Genomic DNA, 19,097 nt, shown 5'->3' on the forward strand with positions numbered 1-19,097 from the left:
TCAACTCGGATAGCGCAGGCCGTTGACGGTCAGATCGATGATCGCGGCGGCCTGCGCTTCCCGGCCGGCGGCGTCGTTGGCGAGGCTGATGCCGCTCAGGGCGTTGGCCAGCACGGCCGCTTCGATCCGCGAGGCGAAGATCCCGTCCCGATAGCCGGCGTCGAGAAACTTCTGCAGGGCGGCATAGACCTCGTCGTGCGTGGCGGCCAGCCCTTCGGCGTCGGTGGCCTTGACGATCGACTTGAGGGCCATGGCCAGGCCGGGCTTGCCCTGAGCGTTGCCGATGAATCGCCGCATCCAGGCTTTCATGGCCTCGTCGGCGGGCATGGCGGCCAGCAGTTCATCGGCGCCACCGCAGAGCCGGCCGATCTCGTGCCGGTACGCCCCGGCGATCAGAGCCTCGCGCGTCGGAAAGTGCCGGTAGAGCGTGGCGATGCCGACGTTGGCCCGGCGAGCCACCTCGTCGAGCGCGATCTCGACGCCACGCTCCCGAAACACCTCAACGGCGGCCGCGATGATCGCCTCCCGCTTGCGGCGAGCATCCGCCCGCATCGGCTTCTCCTGCGTCACTGTCGCCTACCCTTCGCTCGTCCGTGCTGGCTGAGACCGCTCTCAGGCAATCTTGCGAAGTGGAGGATTCCTCCATATCTTAGGTGGAGTAATCCTCCACTTACCTTAGCAGGCAGGTTGCGATGTCTTTGCTTTCGGAATTCCTTCGTCGCCCGTGGGAAGTCGGCGCCGTCGCGCCGAGCGGGGCCGCCCTGTCCGAGCTCGCCGTCGCGCCGATCCCCAGCACGGGTGAGCCGGTCGTGGTCGAGCTCGGGCCCGGCACGGGGCCGTTCACCGAGGCCATCCAGCGCCGCCTGGGCGGCCGCGGGCGGCACCTGGCCATCGAGATCAACCCACGCCTGGCCGAGCAGCTCGCCGCCCGCCACCCCAAGGTGGAAGTGATCACGGCCGACGCCGGCGCCCTGCCCGAACTGCTGGCCGAGCGGGGCCTGGCCGGCGCCGACGTCATCGTCAGCGGGTTGCCGTGGGCCGCCTTCGCCCCCGACCGTCAGCGCGACATCCTGGCCGCCGCCGTGCGGGCCCTCGCGCCGGGCGGCGCTTTCACCACGTTCGCCTACGTGCACCTGCGCTGGGCGGCGCCGGCCCGCCGCCTGCGGGGCGCGCTCGACAGCTGGTTCGACGAGGTCCTGCTCGGCCGCACCGTGTGGGCCAACCTGCCACCGGCCCTCGTCTACTACTGCCGCCGCCCGGCCCTGGCCCCCGTCACCCGCTCAGCGGCCCCGGCCCGGCGCCGCTGCCGCCAGCTCGCCCCGCTCGGCGCCTGACGGCCGGGGTCAGAGCAGGCCGCGGACGTAGGCGGCCTGGCCCGCGTGCTGGGCGTCGTCGTCGTAGACGCTCACCAGGCGTACGCCCAAAGTCACCGGGGGATCCCAGCGCTCGTCGACCACCCGGTCGAGGTCGGCCTCGGAGAGGCCGGCGAGATAGCCGAGCGTGCGCTCGTGCACCGCTGTGTAGTAATCCACGAGCGCCTGGGCGCTCTCCGGCGCCACCGCGGCCACCTGGGCCGCGTCGTGGCCGTAGCCCGTCTCGGTGGCGTCCTTCAGGCCGAAGCGGGGAGCCCAGTCTCCGGTGGCGTAGATCTGCTCGGCGCCCATCACCTCGGCCACGTGGTCGTCCTGGACCCGGGTGAGGTGCCAGATCAGCCAGCCGATCGAGTTGGCCTCCTCGGCGGGACGGTGGCGCAGCTGCTCGGGGGTGAGGCCGTCGACGGCCGTGTGCACCAGCTCGGGCAGCCGCCCGAAAGCCTCGGTGAGGATGTCCTTGGCGTCCATTACTCTCCCGACTGTGCGGTGGGTCCGGCGTCACCCTGCTGCTGCGGGGTCTGCCCGTCCTGCTGAGTGTCCCCGTCCTGGGGCTGCTCGTCAGCCGGGGCCGGCGCGTCAGTGGTGGGTGCGTCGGTGGTCGGCGCGTCCGTGGGCTCCTCCGTGGACCCGTCAGCCGGCGCGGGCGACTCCGTGGTCGTCCCCGACTGCTCCGGCGCGGGCGACTCGGCCGGTCCGGTCTGGTCCTTCTGGTCCGGCGTCTCCGAAGGGGAAGCCGACTCCGCCGGCACCGGCGACTCATCCGACTTGTTGGATTTGTCGGAGTGGGTGGAGCGGAGCGGAATGCCGATCGTCGAGCTCGAGCTGGCCTTGTTCTGCACCACGTCGGCGGCGCTCCGGCCCGCGACCAGCTCGAAGGCGGTCAGTGAGCCGATCGCCAGCACGAAGAACGCGCCGGCGACCATGGCCACCCGCTGCCAGCGGATCCTCGGAGGGGGCCCGGAAGGGCTCTCCTCGGCCGCGGCGGCGACCTCGGGCGTGCCGATCGCGGCGGGGGCGGTCACGAAAGTCGACTTGATCCGCTCGGTGCCCCGGTTGAGCCAGCGCTGGTAGAGCTCCGTTCCCACAGAGCCGACGATGCTGGCCACGGCGGCCCCGATCAGGGTGCCGGCCACGCCCAGGAACGATCCCAGGAAGGCCGCGGAAACCGCGGCCAAGGTGCCGGCGATGGTCTTCGTCACGTCGATGCCGGGCCGGTGGCCCGGTGCTTGCTCGGTCATGTCCTCCTCAGTCCGTCTCTCCTGCTTTGTCAGGCCTTCGCCTTTACCTCCCGGCGGATCGCTAAACCCCGTCGCTCGGCGATCACCTGACGGAGCGGGCGGACCACGATGCCCTCCTCGGCCATCCGCAGCCGGGCCAGCCTGCGCGTACGGAGGATGCCGGCGAGACCGACGGCCATGAACACGTACTGGACCGCCATGGCGATTTTGAAGTCGGCGATGTCGTAGTCCGCCGAGCCGCCGGTGCGGGCGTCCAGGATCAGCCCGATCAGCTCGATCGAGAGCAGCGAGGCGACGAAGCCGCCAACGTTGACCACGCCGGTCGCCGTGCCGAGGCGGTGCGGCGGGTTGAACGTACGAGCGTAATCGAACCCGATCATCGAGCCCGGACCGCCGATGCCCAGGGCGACGATCAGCAGCACCAGCACCGCCATCGGCGCGTGCCCGGGCCAGGCCAGCACGAGGCCCCAGCCGGCCGCGTTGGCGAAGACGATGCCCAGCACCAGGTACGACCGGCGCAGCGGATAGCGCTGGACCAGCACGCCCAGCAGCGGGCCGGCGGCCATGCCGACCAGCACGAAGAGCGTGAGCAGCGTGCTAGCCGTCTCGCGGGCCAGGCCCTGCCCGGCGATGAGGAACGGGAAGCCCCACATCAGCGCGAACACCGTACCGGTGAACTGGGTCGTGAAGTGGGTCCACAGCCCGAGCCGGGTGCCCGGGTGCCGCCAGGCGCTGCTCAGGTCGGAGCGCAGCTGGGAGAGGGTGAGCGCCTCGCCGCTGCTGATCTTGCGCTCGGGGGTGTCGTGCAGGGCCGCGAAGGCGACCACCGCCACGAAGACGCCGAGCCCGGCCGCCGACAGGAACGCGGTGCCCCAGCCCGGGCCGGCCAGCAGGGCGGCCAGCGGCACGGCCGAGAGCACCTGCCCGGCCTGCCCGACGATGCCGGTGAGCTGCGTGACCACCGGCACCCGCCGGGCCGGGAACCACTGCGGCACCAGCCGCAGGACGCTGATGAAGGTCATCGCGTCGCCGGCGCCGACCAGGACGCGGGCCGCGATGGCCCCGCCCACGCTGTCGGTGGTGGCCATCAGGGCCTGTCCCGCCGCCATCAGCACGCCGCCGGTGACGATCAGCCGCAGCGAGCCGAAGCGGTCGAGCAGCAGGCCGACCGGCACCTGGAGGCCGGCGTAGACGAGAAGCTGGAGGACGGCGAACGAGGCGAGCGCGCCGGCGCCGATGTGGAAGCGGTCCTGCGCGTCGAGCCCGGCGACACCGAGCGACGTGCGGTTGAGGACCGCGAGAACGTACGCGGCGAGGCCGACGGCCCACACCGCCCAGGCCCGGGCTCCGGGACGCAGGGCCATGGTCCGCCTTTCACTGGTTCCTTACACGTACGCCGTCAACACAACTCCTCCTCGGCGGCATCGACAACGTGTGTACGGTCACTACCAGCACAGACGTCAAATGCATTTCCACCATTCGGTGTATCTGTGAGGACTGTTACGGCCCGGAAGAATTGGTGCCGCAGACAACTTGTCACTAGTCATGCAATCTCCTGGTGATCTCCTGCCCGCCGGCCGCAGGCTCCGGATCGTTCTCGTTCTCGGATTCCTGTCCGCGCTCGGGCCGCTGACCATCGACATGTACCTTCCGTCCCTACCGACGATCACCACGGACCTGCACACCACCGACGCCGCCGTGCAGCTCACGCTCACCGGCACCCTGGTCGGCCTGGCGCTCGGTCAGCTGATCGTCGGCCCGCTCTCCGACGCCGTGGGCCGCCGCCTGCCGCTGCTGGCCGGCGTCGGCGTGCACATCCTGGCCTCGGTGCTCTGCGTGGTCGCGCCCAACCTGGCCGTCCTGGGCACGCTGCGCGTCCTTCAGGGCCTGGGCGCCGCGGCCGCCGCCGTCATCGGCATGGCGATCGTCCGCGACCTGTTCACCGGGCTGGCCGCGGCAAAGCTCTTCTCGCGCCTGATGCTGGTCATCGGCGTCGCCCCGATCCTGGCCCCGACCATCGGCGGCACGGTCCTCAACTGGACCTCGTGGCGCGGCGTCTTCGTCGTGCTCACCCTGGCCGGCGCGGCCATCATGACGGCCACGGCGCTGGTGCTGCCCGAGACCCTGCCGGTCGAGCGGCGCCGCAACGGCGGCCTGGTCGGCACGCTGCGCGACTACGGACGGCTGTTCACCGACCGGGCGTACGTCGGGCTCATCCTGGTCGCCGGGCTCGCGTTCTCGGCGCTCTTCGCGTACGTCAGTGGCTCGTCGTTCGTGAATAAATTCAAAGTGCAAAGGTTCGCGTGATCGAAGGTCGCTGGAGCGGCGGTCGACTCGCGCCAGCCGCTCGCAACCATGGCGGGCAGGTAATACCAGGAGACTGCCACCGTTCGACACTCACTAGCAGTCGTCCACTTCAGACGCGTACCGGTGTAGCATGCGGCGGTCGGGACCTGCGGGTTTCGACCGCGCACCGCTTCGGCGGCCCGAAATTCCGGGCGTTGCAGCACCTTGAGCTGCGGCGTTGTGCGATGTCTGGCCTCGCCTATCGGCGGGTATCCCGGCTGCCTGCGTTGGGGCCGGCGGACCAGATGTCGCCCCGGACAGACGGCAACACCGAGCCGGCCGACGATCGACCCTAGAAAAATGATCTAGGCGTTGACGTCGGATGGATGCCTGCCTTCATTGGCGGCGGCGGGGTCGGGGCCAATGTCGCGTCTCGGCCTGCAGCCTGGCTGCACGCGCGTAGGACCGTTGAGAGGCGGCTTACGTGGCAACTCCGAAGTTCGATCCCCAGGACGGCCCCGCGGACAAGAACCGCGGCGACAGCTCGTTCCCCGCGCTTAAGCACCGGCCGGCCAAGGCGGTACCGCCCGCCGTGGCGAAGACCCTGGCCCCGGTTCGTACCGCGCTGCTAAAGAACCCGTACGTGAACCTGCCGGACGAGGCGGCCGGGGTGATCACCGCCGGACTCACCGACCCGGTTCGGTTCCGGATGCTGACCGAGACCCACCCCGCTCCGGATGGCAGCCCCACCTCGCTTCTCAACCGTAAGAGCGTCAGCGAGGGCACCGCGTTCGTCACCCCGCAGCACGACCGGTACATCGAGATGGGCTGCATTCCCGACCTCGCTGGCGCCCGCTGGCAGTACACGCTGCACAACCAGCTCGATATCGAGAGCAACGAACTGCCAGCGGTGAAGATGGGCACCGCGGTCGGCCCGCACGGCTATTGGGCCATGCTCGAACTTGAGGTCGACGACCACCACGAGTTCGCTGCGCGGATCCGGGAGGCGTTCGTCAAGACGGGCCCGGACGGGCCGGCCGTGAAGAACGACTACACCGACAGCATCCTGCAGTCCGGGGTGAAAGAAGCCCTATTGCTCGTCCCGATCCGGATCCGGTTCAGGGATGGCTCCGACGACGAGTACTACCTGGTGATTATCGACGGGAACTCACGGTTCGTTTCCATGTGGAAGGCCCGTACCGGGGGGAACGTCGACGAGGCGGCCGCGGCATGCATCGCGGCGGTAGTCGGCGTGCCGGCCGGCAACGCATGGAAGCGTGCCACTCAGCGCCAAGTCCGCGAGGCCATCACCGACCGGGTCGACATCATCAACCAGGGCCTGCTTGAAGACACCCTGACCGAGAACACGATTCGACTGGGGCACACCCTGACGGCTCCGACCATCATCGTGGTCGGCGGGCGGCGCGCGAGCGATGACACACCGCTGACCGACCTTGTCGCCGCCCGCGAGGACCTGATCGCGACGATTCACACAGACGCGACCCCGTGGGATGACGCGGCCCAGGCGGAGCAGGGCATGGCTCGGCTGCTGCGCCGCGCGGTCAGCATGGGATATCTGACGGCCGACCAGCGGAGGGTGATCGAGGGCCGGTGCAGCGTGCAGGAGATGCACGCGCTGCTCGGGCTGCCGCCGCATCGGCTGTGGGCCGCGGCGCTGACGGTGCAGGCCGTTCTCAATCCCTGGTACGACGGCATGAGGTCGCTGTTCCGGGAGGAGTTCAACAGCCGCAACCCGACCCGGCTGCTGGTGGGTCGGCAGATCGCCTCCACCGCGCTGTCCGGGTACCGGTCGTCACCGACCATCACCGTCGCGATCAACGCCTTCAGCGACGGCGGTCCGATCGCCGACCGGGTCTGGGACTACAAGTGGGCGCTTACCGGTGGAACCTCGGCCATCGAGGTTCTTGACGACCTGCTCAAGAATGCGCTGGGCGGCGACACCAACGCGATCGCTCAGCTGTGTGTGCTCGGCGGCACCGCTGGGATGCTCGGCGGCTTGATCACCCGGGACCGGGGGTCCAAGCAGACCAGCGATGGCAAGCGTGCCATGCGCACCGTGCCGTTCCGGACCCGGCCGTACCGGGTCGTCGAGATGCTCGCCGGCACGGCCGGAGGACTGCGCACGCTGCACTCGCTGGCGGTCTCGCACGTGACTGGCAAGCCCGCGAAGCGGTTCTACTCCCAGGACGCGCCGGACGGTTCGTACGCTGACGGTGACCCGGTCCGCGACGCCAACGGCACCCAGGTCAGCGTGGAGATGGAGTGGGACGTCGTCGTCACCGCCGACCCCGTGAAGGCCGCGACCGAGATCGCCGCGGCTGGGGCGAATGTGCCGGATACGCAGGCCAAGCCCGAGCCGCAGCGGCTGCGGGAGCAGCTGCACGGGAGCGCCCGGTCCGCGCTGGATGCCGTCGACCGGCTCATCCTGTTGGCCCAGTCCAGCGGGGTCGATGTGTTCGGTAGCTACGACTCGATCACCATGATCAAGGGGCAGCTGCAGGACGCCCGGGACAAGCTGAACGCGCACGGTCCCTCCGAGCCGCTGATCCTCGACGACGACGAGGACGACGAGGCTCTTGAGGACGAGCAGTGAGGCCGCACGCGGCCATGGTCGCAAAGATCGATACAGCCGTTCAGGTCGCTGCTCCGGTGTTGTCTGGGCTGCCGATCACCATGACGGTCCGAGCCGGTGAACGTGCGTCGGTCACCCCTTCAGCGGCGGTGTATGTGGTCTGGGACGTATACGGGCGTTGCCGGTATGTCGGGAGCGTCCGCCGGCTGAGGTCACGGGCCGCCGTCCGCGATCGGTTGCGCGAGCACCTCGTTGGCCACGTCGATCGGCGGGCAGACTGGTATGCGTTGACGGTTCTTCCTTTGCGTTCTGACCTGGAGGTTGAGGTCGTGCGCCTCTGCGAGGGCTGGGTAGCGTATGCGCTTAGCCCATCTTGTGGCTCAGCGCACCCGATGATTGTTCCGGATCGGCCGTTGGCGATGACGCTCCCAAGTTAGCCCTGCCCCTGCGGGCCGGCCACGAGACTGAACCGTAGCCTCGTGGCCGGCCCATGGCTGGACGGACCTTCACCGACGCAGTGGCTCGGGTCGCCTCTTAGCTCTTAGGGGATCCGGCCGAGTGGTCACCGTCATCGTGGCCGTCGTGGGCCGACGCTCTGGGGCCGCCCCAGCGCTCCCGGCTGAGCCTCCACTCTCGCGAGAATCGCCTGCTGCACGTCCCATCGCAGCCGCCGCTGCACTTCGGCAAGAGCTCGATCGACAACCTCGTCGCGTCTCCTGACCGCCTCAGGCTGCGCCGTCTCCACCTCGGCAAGCAATTCCCTGAGCTGCCCGGTGATCATCCCCCAAACCTCCGGCTGGGCCTGCGTCGGTACGTCGGACACGAACTCGGCGATCTGTTCTCGGAGGCGGATGGCGGATGGTGACGCGGGCATGAGGTTGATGAGCGATCGGCTGGATTCGATCAAGTCGGGCAGCCTCGACTTGGCAATGGTCAAGTCCGCCATCCGGCGCTGCAGCTCGCCGCCGTTCTCGAAGCCCACCGCCGCCATGACTTCGGCGAAGTCGCCTGCGGCGGCAAGCTGGTCCCAAGATTGCAGGCGCGCCGACAGCAGGTTCAGGCGAAACTCGTACCCGCGCAGCACGGCTGGTTCCTTCAGAGCGCGCTCCGCCAGACCGTTGTCGAGGTCCTTCGCCAACTCCCGGAGCAGCTCTAGCTCGAACACGCGGCGCCGCTCGGTGGTGACCGCTTGGTCAGCTGTCCGCTGAGCACGCACCGCGATGACGATCGCCACGATCGCTGCGACGAACCCGCCCGTGCCAGACAACCCGTTCCACCAGTCGAATCCGTCAGGCACGACGTCAACCTGAGGCACCACAGCGAGCAACATCCGCCTAGGGTAGAGACCACTCAGCGGGATCATCGCGCCACCTCGCGGGACTCAACTGGATGTGGATCCGGCCTAGGTACGGGGGTCCGTGATGAACTTGATGAACTGAGCTGCCAGGTCCGACGTGACCGGCTGGTACATGCCGTTTCCGCTGATCATGCCGTTGAGGTTGCCGATCCGCACGAGGCCGGCGTTCGAGAGATCACGCACGATCAGGTCGTTGAACTCGTCTTGTCCCGCGAAGTCAGGGATGCCCTCTTCGATGACCTTGCGTCGAGATCCGGAGAGGACGTCCTTCCTGGTGGGGATGCCTCGCTGGGCGTACCACCCTTGCGGGTCGTTTAGAAGGGTGAGCATTTGGAGGTGGGCTGCGGTGTAGTCCTCGATCCAGCGAAGGAAGATCAACTGCATGTCGGCGTCTGGCGCGCCCGGGAGCGCGCTGTTGAGCACGGCGTTACGAAGTGCGGCGATCTTTAAAGCCTGATGGGTTCGGGTGGCGGCTTGCGTCGCGGACGCTACGGCGTCGACGAAGTTGTCGTTACCTGCCAGGTTCTCAAGGTCCATGCCGTCGACTTGTTCGGCGAGATCGTCTACGGCCTCTGCCAGGTCCTCAAGCCACTGGGTCATGCGGCGGTTGTAGGTGAAGCTCACGGCGTAGGCGAACGCCACGCCCAAAGGGCCGCCCGCGAGAGGTACTAGATTTAGGCCAGCCTCGATGGCCTTCTCGGTTGCTTCGCGGCCAGTGCTTTTCGATGGGGGCTTCTCCACGGCGTCACAGTAGCCAGTCGCCCCACATCGAGGGTTGTTGAGGCGCCGGAGCTGTCGTGCCTGTCGGCTGCCGCCTATTGATAGCTGGTAACGGGATCCAGCCCAGCGGCAGATCTTGCGCACGATGGCAGTCCGTTCGGAAGCCACAACGGCGGCCGGTCCTCGATACCGACCGCCGTTCCGGGCATGCCCTAGTGAACGAGCGCGACGACCGTTTCCGGCTGCTCGACGGGCAGGCGGTGCGGTTGGACTACCAGGAAACAGACGAGGGTAGCGGCGAGCATGCCGCCGAAGACCACGACGGCCATCGCGATTGCGCCAACGCCGAGGACACCGACCAGCGGTGCGGCAAGAGCGCCGACACCGAACTGCACGGCACCGAGCAGCGCGGCGGCGGTGCCGGCAGCCTCGCCATGGCGGGACAGGGCCAGAGCGGGGGCGTTGGGCATGGCTAGCCCGACCATCGCGAGGACCAGCCATAGCGGGATCAGGATGCCGACCAGGCCGCCGATCTCGGTGACGGACAGGATGAGTAGTACGAGGCCAAAGGCGAGGCCTGCCAGCAGTGAGGTGGCCAGAATCTGCTGGGGTGTCCAGCGGCGCAGTAGCCGCACGTTGAACTGGGTGGCGCCGATCAGGCCGACAGCGCCGCCGGCGAAGACGTACGCGAATTGCTGTTCGCTGAGGCCGAAGTCGTCCTGCAGAACGTAAGAGGAGCCACTGACGTAGGCGAACAGGGCTGCCATCGCCAGGCCGGCCACCAGGATCAGGCCGACGTACACCCGGTCGGTGAACAGACGGCCGTAGTCGCGGATGGTGCCGGCGATCCCGCCGTTGCGGCGGCGTTCGACAGGCAGGGTCTCGGGCAGCACGATCGCGGTGGCCGCCATGATCGCGGCCGCAGCGAGGGTCAGCACGACAAACACGCCCCGCCACGAGGTGAACTGCAGGGTTTGCCCGCCGATGGTGGGGGCGAGGATCGGGGCGACGCCCACCACCAGCATGAGCCGAGAGAACAGCCGAGCTGCGGCGAACCCGCTGAACAGGTCACGCACGACCGCCATCGCCACCACCGAGGCCGCCGCCGCGCCGAGGCCTTGCAGAACGCGCAGCGTGCCGAGGGTTGCCAGGTTGGGTGCGATGACGCATAGCAGGGAGGCGATCAGGTGGACGCCGACCCCGGCGAGCAGCGGCACCCGCCGTCCGACCGCGTCCGAGAGCGGGCCGACCAGAAGCTGCCCGAACGCGAGGCCGACCAGGGTGCCGGTCAGGGTGAGCTGGACAGCGGCCGCGGTGGCGCCGAAGTCGTCGGTGATGGTTGGCAGTGCAGGCAGGTACATGTCGATGGTGAGCGGACCGAGCGCGGTCAGGAATCCGAGCACGAGAACAATCCGGAACCGGCGTCCCGAGGGAAGCAGCTCTCCGGGTGACAGGTCGTCTTCGGGCGGGGTTACGGTGCGAGTTTCGGCCACAACTGCGACAAGCCGTCGAGCGCCTAGGTTCTTCCGTCAGAGGGGCGGTTGGTAATAACGGTCACAAGATCGGGATTTGGCCTCCTAGCAGCTGATATTCCGCTTGCGCTCGTGCCGCGCGCCGGTGGTCTCGCGGTGTCGAACGCTCGGTTGTCAGGGCGCCGGGTCGATCGTGGGCTGAGCCCACTTGTCGGCCGGCTGGATCTTGCCGGGCATGACGAGCACGTGGTGCAACACGGCGGCCAACGCGTCGCGGTGCTCGGCGGGTAGCAGCTGGTCCCAGTCGGCGTTAAGCCGCACGAGTGCCTGGTCGAGGTTGTCGCCGGCGGCTGGTTGCTGTTCGAGGATGGCGACCGCGCGCTGGCCGAGGTGCTGGATCGCGGCCCCGATCTCGTCTTTGATCGCCCGGAACTCGGTTCGGGTGATGTCGCCGTCGGTGTAGACGTCAGTCAGCCGATACCGCTCTTGCCTGAGCCGCTCGATCTGCGTGTCAAGCTCTTCGAGGTCGTTGGCGGCGGCACGGTAAACGGCCAGCGCACCGTTTCGATCCTGGTGGCTCTGCTGGATGGCCGCCCATGCCCGCACGTCGGTCATGGCACGTCGATTCGAGACCGAGTTGAACGCGTGGGTCCGTTGGTCTCGGGCACGGGGGCACACCCACGAGTGGGTCTTGTTCCGGCCCGCGTACGTGGTGACCATCCGGGCGCCGCATCCGTCGAACCCGCAGCGCAGCAGTCCGGACAATGGGTGCACCACCGCCGTGACGCGTCCGCCCGCGGCCGGCCGAGCACGTCGGCGTTCCAGATATCGCCGCCAGAGGTCGAGGCCGATGATCGGCTCATGAGCGCCGGGACGCCAGCAGACTGACGCGGTGCTCCCCCTGCGGGTGCCCGCGGCTATCGCAGGGTCGGGGCGCTCGCGGATGAGGCCGGCGGCGAAACCGGTATCCATCATCCGCGCCAGCGACTGCCCGGACCACAAATTGCCGACGGCGGTACGCAGGCCGGCATCGTTCCAGCGCAACGCGAGAGCCCGATGAGAGACGCCCTCGATATAGCAGGTGTAGGCGTCGAGCAGATGCCCTGCGGCTGCAGAGTCGATCACGTATCGGCTGTCGCGGTACTCATAGCCCCAGCGGGGGCCGCTGGTGTGGGGCAGACCGGCACGGCGGCGCTGCTCATGGACTTCTTTCCAGCCGTCCGCGATCAGATCCGACTGCAGCTCGGCGATCGACAACAGTTCGTCACGGGTAAACCGGCCGAACCCGCTGCGCTGATCGAGATCTTCCGTAACCGAGCGTACGACGCCACCGGCCGTCTCTATCCGGTCGAGGTAAACCAGGCTGTCGCGAAGGTTCCGGCCCCACCGCGACCACTTCCAGAGCAGCACACACGACCACCGCCCGGCCGAGACGCCGTCGACGATCGCGTCGATCCGGCGGTTCTGGAACGCCCGACCGGACGCGTCGAGCTCGATGACCCACTCGACGACCGTGATCCGGTGCCGTGCCGCGTACTGCTCGATCGCGTACCGCTGCAACTCCGGCGACAACAACCCATCACCACGACCACAGACATCTGACACCCGGACGTAGCCGACCGCCATCCTCTCGCCGAGTTCATCGCCCCATATGCGGCTCCGCATCGCGCAGCGTTACCCAGCCTCGGATGGCTGGCCGCTATCAAGCAACCTCGGCTCTAGGAGACGCTCGAAGAGTTGAGCAATTTCTGGCCAATGGTTATTCTGATGGATTCCGGGTTTGCGCGGAACCTCACCGGTGAAAGGATGATCTTCAACAAGACTAATAAAATTACTAAAGGCTTCTGCCGGAGAGTACCAGTTGCCGTAATCGTCAGGAACAAGACGATCGTCGGCGTGCTCGAGTACTTCGTACATGTCAGTACGTTCACGAACGGCTCTGTCACCTTCCCGCCACGCCTCAATAAGCGTAACGGCAGATTCGCGCACGATCTCTTCCACGCGCTCCGCTGCTCCAGAATCGAACCAATCATGATGCTCCAGTGCAGCAATCGCATCTCGAGCGCGAATAGCTGAATCCCAGTCGATAGCGCTCTCTTCAATCTTTCGCAGCAAGGCCACCCCAAGCTCATCTGGCAAATATGGGTACTCCTCGTTGGCGAACTCAGACTCTGAAACGACTTCAAGGAGAGCGACCAGGGAGTCAAGGTTGTGACAGTCATCCACCACCGAATCAACGTCGACGGAGAGTCGCTCAAGCACAACGAGCGCTAAAGACTGTGGTCCGATACTATTTGCAACCTGCAGTAACGTTGCATAACGCTCGGGCAGCGCCTCCACTAACGCCCCAACCAGTGGAGGACGGTCTATCAGTTCCATAAGACGCCGACTAATCAGATCCTGCGGTCTAGTCACAGGCGGAGACGCTATCGAGCGGCATGCGATGGAGAGAATCTGCACCTGCTCGAAGTGGACTGCGCTACGAAGCAGCGGCTCTAGAACGTCGACGTCTTCAGTGATATGCCGATCCATATAGTCTCGCAGGGAGGGATTGGTGAACGAAACCGTCGACTCATGATTCAGTCCGCCGATTCGTATAAGCGTTCCCTCCAGAACCTCAAGGGCATTGCGGAATCGCGATGCCCCAACCGAAAGACCCTTTTGTTTACAGAGATCCGTCCAGGCATTACGCAACCTATCCACCGTCGCTGCCGGCAAACAGTAAAGCGCCTCAAGCACGGAAACCTGGTGTTCGTCAAGCTGGAATCGGATAACGTGTTGCCAGAGCTTGTTCGGGTTATCCAGGCCTCCTCGTAACGAGTGAAAGGCACTGCCAGTTGAAGTCACAGCGTTCGCCAGGGCTAGGGATATCAAGCGAGGACTGAAGTTCGGGTGTTCAAGAATGGCGCGATGGCGTGCCGGTTCGACAAATTCGGTAAGTTGACGTTCGGCGAGGTTCGCGAAGTAGAGATGGTTGTAAAGGACTTTAGCCCTGACCAGGTCATTGTAATCGTCTAGTTCGATCACGCAAGTGAACGGATCGAAGTCCGCGTTCGCTAGGCGCTCATATCGCTGACGGGCATGCTCAAGAATATACTCGCGAGTCGTTAGGACAATGCGTTTGTTGGCACTTCTTTCGACCTTCCGAAAGAAGTTTATGAGACGAACATCTTGATTTGCCCCCAGCTTGTCATCCAGCGTTGTCTGTCCAAGAAAATCGTCGTAGTAAAATATTTGCGGTTTATGGTCGACCCATACCTCTAGAGCCTGTTCAATGTCTCCACCTATGTCGACAAGTTCGAATCCGTCGCGTATGTATGCTGCAGCAAGAGCTTGCGCAAGGGTTGTTTTACCCACGCCAGGGATGCCAGCAATGATGCAGACATGCCGCTGCCGGAGTACGGCGACAGCTCGGGGGAATCCTTCGTTTGGCACGAAGGTCCGCAAGTTGTCCTCGAGTTCTTCCTGAACCATGGACGAACGCATTCGAGTACTCCGGGTCAGCATGGCTTGGAGCACCGTGGCGCTGTTAATCCAGAGACGCATGTGCCGCTGCACCACCTCATCCCGCTGTCGCAGCTCCTCGATGAGGTCTTTACTCCCCCAGATGTCGCCAGTGGTCGCGACATGCGGCTTGAGAACTTCTTGAAGACTTTGCTTATTGCCCGGCGTGAGATCTGCTGAAGTTGCGAGAAGGTACCTTTCGGGATTTAGACGGTCGACCTTTGCTTTCTCTTTCTGCCTGACAGACCTAATGAGCGCGTCAGCACCGGATCGCCACCAGTGTTTACATTGGACAATCCAGACACCGCCGCCCGGTTCGGTATATTTAAGGTCAATCCCACCATCGCGGCCTTGCGCGTATATTTCGAACCGAACGCCGTGAACCTCTCCGAGAAGGTCCTTACATAGGGCCTCGAAATCAACATCGGTCAGCCGCCGCACATCGAACGCGTCCACTCAGCCAGCGTACGAGACCGATGATCCAGAGGGGCTCAGTGAGCTTGTCCCAGCTCGCTGACTGGGCATCTCGACCAAGGCCAACTATCGGAGGTCCGCCGCCGGCGACGCAGCAAACCCAAACCAACGGCTGGGCTCGCACGCGGCAACGAAATTGCCAGCTCAGCGTGGCTGGAGTCAGATCGAGCTTCGATACACAATCTTCTATGTGACTGATGACTTGAGGTTGGCGCCAGGATCCGTTGTAATCTTCGAAGGCCTTGATCGTGCCGGTAAGAGCACGCAGCTGGCCATGCTCGAGCAAGTTCTGGAACCGTCGTGCGCGCAGCTGGTCCACATGCCGTCAGGGGTGACGTCGTTTACTCAGGGAGTCTATTCGTTACTCGAGAACGACCGCCCTGATTCGGGGCTCGCGACGCAGCTCGCCCATCTTGCCTGCCACGCTGAGAATCACGAAGTTCTCCTTGCCGCCGCGGAGAGCAAGGCACTGATATTGGACCGCTGGTGGTGGTCAACCATGGCCTACGGCTGGTATGGCGGCTCCGTGCAGCAGTCCGGTCTGTCTGAGGCTGATTTCAGCCGATTGATCAATGCTGTATGGGCGCCGATCGACGCCGCCGTCGTTTTCGTCTTCCTAGATCCTCACGCCGACGACGCCAACAACTCTGATGCCGTCGCGTCGGGCTACCGCGCGCTGATGCGTCGGCACTCGGATGTGGCGGTCGCCGTTCCGGATCTACCGGTTGATCAGGTGCACGCCTTCATCATCGAGGAGCTGGTGGCGCGTGGACTGACCCCACGCGCCTGACCCTCTCGCAGCGAGGCAACCCGGTATAGGTAGCTAGTCGGGCATCGCTTCTGTGACTTGCTGGAGGGCGTGCCACAGGTCACCTACTTGGACCTCGTAGTGCAACACAGACCGTGGACCACTCTCTCGCGGCTGGGCAGCGAGTGTGCCGGCTGACTGCAGCCGGAGCATTACTGGCCGCACGATGCTGTCGCTCAGGCCTGCATGGCGGGCGACCATGCGAGTGGTGACCAGACTGTTGTTCATCCGGGTCAACTCCACGATCGCGCGGATGACGTCCACGACGGCGCGGTTGCCGAAGATCGCAGCCGAAACTGAACGGCGGTCGACCGCTACCTCGTTGTGCATACCGGTATAGTGCAACACGTAACGCGAATCGCGTCACGAAAGGCGGCCGAGATGATCACCGCGACGGCGCCCACCGCGCTCGGACGGAGCCAACACGTTCGCCTGTCTCCACACCAAGGGCAGGCCACGGCGGGCGAACGCCCTCCGGACATCAGGATCGCGGGCCGCCGGTTCTCCCCCAGCGTGGTCTTCGACACCTACTGGAGATTCGCGGCAGCCCGGCAGGAAATCTACGAGGCTCGAGTCGCTGGTACGCCCGGACCATGGACCAAAGACCCGATCTTGAGTCGGCACCGTTTCACGAACTGTTATCGGGCCGCCGACCGGGTCAGCCAGTACCTCATCACACACGTCTCATATTCCGGATCACAGGACGTCGAGGAGGTGTTCTTCCGGACGCTGCTGTTCAAGATCTTCAACAAGATCTCGACATGGGAGCTGCTGACTACTGCGTTCGGTGAACCATCCTGGAAGAGCTACACCTTCGATCGGTACAACGCGGTGCTCAGCGAGGCGTTCGCCGGCAAGCAACGCCTGTACTCAGCCGCCTACGTGGTGCCTCCCCCATCTTTGGGCGAGGCCCGTAAGCATGGCAACCACCTGCGTCTGCTCGAGATGCTAATGCGCACCAGCGCACCTCACCGGGTACGAGGCGCCGGGTCGTTAGGATCCGCCTTCAGCGTCCTACGCGGATATCCGGCCATCGGTGACTTCCTTGCCTATCAATATCTGATCGATCTGAACTACTCCGCCGCTTACAACTACAGCGAGATGGATTTCGTTGTGCCCGGGCCCGGGGCGCGTGACGGCATCCGGAAATGCTTTGGGACCGCAGCGGTCGGCATGGAAGCCGACATCATCCGCTACATGGCCGACCACCAAGAGGAACACTTCCAGCGACTGGGACTTAGCTTCCGCGGGCTGCGGGGCCGGCCGCTGCAGCTGATCGACTGCCAAAACTTGTTCTGCGAGGTAGACAAGTACGCGCGCGTCGCGCACCCCGAGATTTCGGGTTTGAGCGGCCGGACCCGTATCAAACAACGGTTCCAGGCCGTTGCCGAGAAGACGCCCACCTGGTTCCCGCCGAAATGGGGCATCAACGCTGCCGCCTCCGGCCCGAACGCGCGCTGACGGTTGATCTTCTGCCCTCTGACCTCGTCAGGCCGCCAGCATCGGAGCGGTCTGGCTCAGCAGTGGCACCAACAGCTTGATCGCACTGCCATCTAGCTGGGCGTACCCGGCCGTGACGGTTAACGTGCCCGGCTCAAGATCGCTCTGGTGTGCAACGTAGGCCAGCAGCGCACCGAGGCCAAGGTAGTTGCCGTACGCCTTCTCTACCATGTAGTGGCTGCGATACAGCGCGGCAAGATGCAACTGCCGGGTGCGATTGTCGAGCTGGAAAGAGCAGTGACTCAGGCACGGGAATCTCATGATGCCGTTGTCTTTTCCCGGTACGCGGATGGGCGTGGACGTGGTCCAAGGCTCTCCGTCATCGTCTGTCCACGGATCGACGAAGTTGGCTTCGTAACATGCTGATTTGGGATTGGCTTTCTCCGTCTGCAGACGGAGCTGGCGGATGACCTTGCCGATCTGGTCCACCCCGTGGGCCGCGCCGGGGTAGTCGATCAGCCGGTGAAAGTAGGTGCCCAAGTCATTGTTCTTATGCATGCGCTTCAGCGCTGGGTAGAGGTTCTTGTACCGGTTGACCAGGTCGCCGTGTGACGCCGAGTTGGCCGCAAGCGCTGCGGGAAAGATAGTGTTGGCTACGGTGCGAACCGGCTGTAGGCCTTTAGCGGCGAGGATTCGATCGAGTTCTGCGCGTACCGCCGGGTCGTCGTGCTGCGGGTCGAGGATGCGGACGACAGTGTGGAAAGCCCGGTGGTTACGGATGTCGAGCAGTGAACGGCAGGCGCGGACCCATGCGGTGGAGACGTCCGGCGCTTGGACGGTGAAGGTTTGCATGCCAGCTCCTTAGTCGCGGTCGGCCGATGTAGGTGTCTCGACATCGGCGCCGGTCCCCCAGGCGACGTCAGCGCCGCGGCGGCGGACAGGGGCCATCACGCTGACGGGGTACGAGTCCGCGTCAGCCAGGACAATGACGATTTCGCACGAGCGGCGGAACTGTTCGGTGACCTCCAACGCAGCACATGCGGTGTCGTCCGGGTCGGTCGGCCCGGCCGAGGTGCTGTCACTGGGCCACTCAACAGATTCCACCGCAACCAGGCCCTCTGGGACATCGGCTGCGCGGGCGCCTGGCGGCAAAAGCAGCAGGTCGCCGACAGCGACGTGCAGAAGCCCGTTGCGAGCCGAGGGCCGGAGAAGGAACAAATGCGACTTCGGCCGTTGCAAGGTGGCGCGGTGTATGCGTGCCCTCAAACGCTGCGGAGCGACCTGCGGCCACGACGTAGCCACCCTCGCGCTGATCTTCTTCAAGCGGCGCAGGTGACGGACCGTTCCGGCGTAGGACGTTCCGAGCCAGCGTGCCAACTCGTAGGCCTGCTCAGGCTGTCGCACCTGGTCAGTCCCGATACGCTGCAGGGCGGCATCTACCGCCGGCAGAGGCATGAGAAACCAAGCTGCGAAGCTTTCGGCCTGTTTCTCGACCGCCGTCCATTGCCGCTGAGGTTGCAGTCCGGCGATGTCGAGCTCGGTGTCCGCCCGACTGCCATGCCCGAAGACGTGGTGACCGAGTTCATGAGCCGCGGTATGACGCAGATTGACCTCGTCGAGAGACGCGTTGAGCAGGACTGCCGGCCCGTCGTCGTCAGGGCCGACGTAGAACCCGAACAGTTTCGACAGGTTCTGCGCCATGCATTCAATCCCAGCGGCACGTAGCGCAGCAAACACATCGACGTAGCCGCTTCGGTCAATACCCAGGTCACGATGCACCTGAGGAGCACGCAGCATCGCGGTGGCGTTGGCGGTCTGCCAGTTCATGACAG

General features: G+C 65.5%; 17 protein-coding genes. 5 read left to right on the forward strand and 12 right to left on the reverse strand.

Going from position 1 to position 19,097, the window contains the following annotated elements:
* Positions 1-552: a TetR/AcrR family transcriptional regulator gene (locus tag CRP55_RS32050; RefSeq protein ID WP_143235038.1), complete on the reverse strand. Its 552-nt coding sequence runs from the start codon at positions 550-552 to the stop codon at positions 1-3.
* A 140-nt stretch (positions 553-692) separates the two neighbouring features.
* Between CRP55_RS32050 and CRP55_RS32055 the strand changes: the two genes are divergently transcribed.
* Entirely contained in the window at positions 693-1,334 is a 642-nt protein-coding gene (locus CRP55_RS32055) for a class I SAM-dependent methyltransferase (protein WP_097324980.1), read from the forward strand.
* 9 nt (positions 1,335-1,343) lie between these two features.
* Here the strand turns inward: CRP55_RS32055 and CRP55_RS32060 are convergent, their stop codons facing one another.
* From CRP55_RS32060 to CRP55_RS32070, 3 genes are read right to left on the reverse strand one after another with little or no spacing between them, the layout of a single operon-like run.
* A complete protein-coding gene (locus tag CRP55_RS32060; RefSeq protein WP_097324982.1) occupies positions 1,344-1,841 on the reverse strand; it encodes a mycothiol transferase in 498 nt (165 codons plus the stop codon).
* Positions 1,841-2,611, reverse strand: a complete 771-nt coding sequence (locus CRP55_RS32065; RefSeq protein ID WP_097324984.1) for a hypothetical protein — start codon at positions 2,609-2,611, stop codon at positions 1,841-1,843. Before CRP55_RS32065 ends, CRP55_RS32060 begins: the two co-directional genes overlap by 1 nt.
* Positions 2,612-2,640: 29 nt before the next feature.
* Positions 2,641-3,975 carry an MFS transporter gene (locus tag CRP55_RS32070; protein WP_097324986.1) on the reverse strand — a complete coding sequence of 445 codons (1,335 nt, stop codon included), beginning with the start codon at positions 3,973-3,975 and terminating at the stop codon, positions 2,641-2,643.
* A gap of 181 nt (positions 3,976-4,156) precedes the next feature.
* Between CRP55_RS32070 and CRP55_RS32075 the strand changes: the two genes are divergently transcribed.
* The gene (locus CRP55_RS32075) at positions 4,157-4,918 is read left to right on the forward strand and encodes a Bcr/CflA family efflux MFS transporter (RefSeq protein ID WP_245923518.1); all 762 of its coding nucleotides are present in this window, start codon (positions 4,157-4,159) and stop codon (positions 4,916-4,918) included.
* A gap of 463 nt (positions 4,919-5,381) precedes the next feature.
* Positions 5,382-7,511, forward strand: a complete 2,130-nt coding sequence (locus tag CRP55_RS32080; RefSeq protein ID WP_097324988.1) for a hypothetical protein — start codon at positions 5,382-5,384, stop codon at positions 7,509-7,511.
* A gap of 547 nt (positions 7,512-8,058) precedes the next feature.
* On the opposite strand, the gene CRP55_RS32085 is transcribed toward CRP55_RS32080, so the two are convergent.
* The 5 genes from CRP55_RS32085 to CRP55_RS32105 form a co-directional block, all read right to left on the reverse strand.
* The gene (locus tag CRP55_RS32085; RefSeq protein WP_143235040.1) at positions 8,059-8,820 is read right to left on the reverse strand and encodes a hypothetical protein; all 762 of its coding nucleotides are present in this window, start codon (positions 8,818-8,820) and stop codon (positions 8,059-8,061) included.
* Between the two features lie 72 nt (positions 8,821-8,892).
* Complete coding sequence (locus tag CRP55_RS32090; protein ID WP_143235042.1) at positions 8,893-9,588, reverse strand: hypothetical protein; 696 nt, start codon at positions 9,586-9,588, stop codon at positions 8,893-8,895.
* 191 nt (positions 9,589-9,779) lie between these two features.
* A complete protein-coding gene (locus CRP55_RS32095) occupies positions 9,780-11,060 on the reverse strand; it encodes a multidrug effflux MFS transporter (RefSeq protein ID WP_097324992.1) in 1,281 nt (426 codons plus the stop codon).
* Positions 11,061-11,213: 153 nt separating this feature from the next.
* Positions 11,214-12,665: a recombinase family protein gene (locus CRP55_RS32100; protein WP_179855412.1), complete on the reverse strand. Its 1,452-nt coding sequence runs from the start codon at positions 12,663-12,665 to the stop codon at positions 11,214-11,216.
* 48 nt (positions 12,666-12,713) lie between these two features.
* On the reverse strand, positions 12,714-14,999 hold the full coding sequence (locus tag CRP55_RS32105; RefSeq protein ID WP_097324996.1) for an nSTAND3 domain-containing NTPase: 2,286 nt from the start codon (positions 14,997-14,999) through the stop codon (positions 12,714-12,716).
* A gap of 208 nt (positions 15,000-15,207) precedes the next feature.
* Between CRP55_RS32105 and CRP55_RS32110 the strand changes: the two genes are divergently transcribed.
* Complete coding sequence (locus CRP55_RS32110) at positions 15,208-15,807, forward strand: nucleoside/nucleotide kinase family protein (RefSeq protein ID WP_143235044.1); 600 nt, start codon at positions 15,208-15,210, stop codon at positions 15,805-15,807.
* A gap of 33 nt (positions 15,808-15,840) precedes the next feature.
* On the opposite strand, the gene CRP55_RS32115 is transcribed toward CRP55_RS32110, so the two are convergent.
* Complete coding sequence (locus CRP55_RS32115; protein WP_143235046.1) at positions 15,841-16,155, reverse strand: hypothetical protein; 315 nt, start codon at positions 16,153-16,155, stop codon at positions 15,841-15,843.
* A gap of 51 nt (positions 16,156-16,206) precedes the next feature.
* On the opposite strand from CRP55_RS32115, the gene CRP55_RS32120 reads away from it, so the two are divergent.
* On the forward strand, positions 16,207-17,286 hold the full coding sequence (locus tag CRP55_RS32120) for a nucleotide kinase domain-containing protein (protein WP_179855413.1): 1,080 nt from the start codon (positions 16,207-16,209) through the stop codon (positions 17,284-17,286).
* Between the two features lie 27 nt (positions 17,287-17,313).
* Here the strand turns inward: CRP55_RS32120 and CRP55_RS32125 are convergent, their stop codons facing one another.
* Both CRP55_RS32125 and CRP55_RS32130 read right to left on the reverse strand, forming a co-directional pair.
* A complete protein-coding gene (locus CRP55_RS32125; protein ID WP_097325001.1) occupies positions 17,314-18,117 on the reverse strand; it encodes a thymidylate synthase family protein in 804 nt (267 codons plus the stop codon).
* A 9-nt stretch (positions 18,118-18,126) separates the two neighbouring features.
* Complete coding sequence (locus CRP55_RS32130; protein WP_097325002.1) at positions 18,127-19,092, reverse strand: ImmA/IrrE family metallo-endopeptidase; 966 nt, start codon at positions 19,090-19,092, stop codon at positions 18,127-18,129.
* Positions 19,093-19,097 lie beyond the last annotated feature (5 nt).

Source organism: Paractinoplanes atraurantiacus (assembly GCF_900215205.1).
GTDB classification, from domain to species: domain Bacteria; phylum Actinomycetota; class Actinomycetes; order Mycobacteriales; family Micromonosporaceae; genus Actinoplanes; species Actinoplanes atraurantiacus.